The sequence below is a fragment of the Streptomyces sp. SID14478 genome (assembly GCF_010548525.1).
Classification (GTDB): domain Bacteria; phylum Actinomycetota; class Actinomycetes; order Streptomycetales; family Streptomycetaceae; genus Streptomyces.
Genome location: NZ_JAAGMG010000374.1, coordinates 1 through 1,122 on the forward strand (window position 1 = coordinate 1; position 1,122 = coordinate 1,122).

A 1,122-nucleotide genomic window follows, 5' to 3' on the forward strand; every position below is an offset into this window, starting at 1 on the left:
CGGCGTCCGCGTGCTTGGCCGCGTTCGTGACGCTCTCGGCGACCGCGAAGTAGACGGCCGACTCTACGGGCGGCTCCGGGCGGCCGGCCAGGTCGACGGTGACCTCCGTCTGCAGCGGGCTCAGCAGCGCCAACGACCGTACGGCGTCGGCGAGTCCGCGGTCGGCGAGGACCGGCGGGTGGATGCCGCGGACCAGGTCACGCAGTTCCTGGAGGGCGGCCGACGAGGAGGCGCGGGCCTCGGCGAGCAGGGCACGGACGGCCTCCGGGTCGTCCTTCAGCCGGTGCTCGGCGGCGTCGAGGGTCATGCCCATCGCGACGAGCCGGGCCTGCGCGCCGTCGTGCAGGTCGCGTTCGATGCGGCGCAGTTCGGCGGCCGAGGTGTCCACGGCGTCGGAGCGGGTCGCGGCGAGGTGCGCGATGCGTGCGGCCATCATCTCCTGGTCGCCGGGGGTGAGCGTGGCCCGCACGAAGCGGGCGTGCCGGTCGAGGCTGCCGGGCGCGAGCGCGAGGCCCGCCGCGCCGATGGCCACGCCGAGCAGCCCCGCCATGACCGCGTGCGGCCGGTCGTCGACGTGAATGACCGTGTACCACACGCCGTCCCAGCTGTACGAGAGGGACCGGCCGAAGAACGCGAGGAAGACGCCCCACAGGCCGTACAGGACGAGTGCGCCCGGCAGGCCCGCGACGAGCCCGCCGACGAACGAGTACAGCGCGCTCCAGCGCCATTCGCGGGCCCGCTGGGCATCGCCGAACACCCAGCGGTAGCGGGCGGACAGGCCGAAGGCCTCCTTCTCGTGCCCGGGCGGCAGCGCGGGCGGCGCTTGCACGGTGATGCCGGACCACTCGGCGGCCAGCGCCCGCTCCCGGTCCACGACGCGGCGCATCCCGGCCGCGGCCCGCGGCAGCAGCCCCGGCACCGGCGTCCACACCGCGAGGTGCACCATCGTCGCCCAGTGCCCCGCCACCAGCGAAAGCCACCACAGCCGGTGACAGCGCCGCAACGCCTCGACCCGCTTCATGTCCCCCAACTCCCCTGTCCGTTCCAGCTAGTGCAGTGAGTATCCGGCGAACTCCCTGGGAAAGTCGGTGGACTTAACTCCCCCATCCGCACGGCCCCCCT

Annotated in this window: 1 protein-coding gene; it reads right to left on the reverse strand. The window is 74.2% G+C overall.

Annotated features, from left to right (window positions below; translation table 11 throughout):
- Window positions 1-1,021: histidine kinase (locus tag G3I40_RS12115; RefSeq protein ID WP_164302159.1), on the reverse strand; the 1,021-nt coding region annotated here is incomplete at its 3' end.
- Window positions 1,022-1,122: the final 101 nt, after the last annotated feature.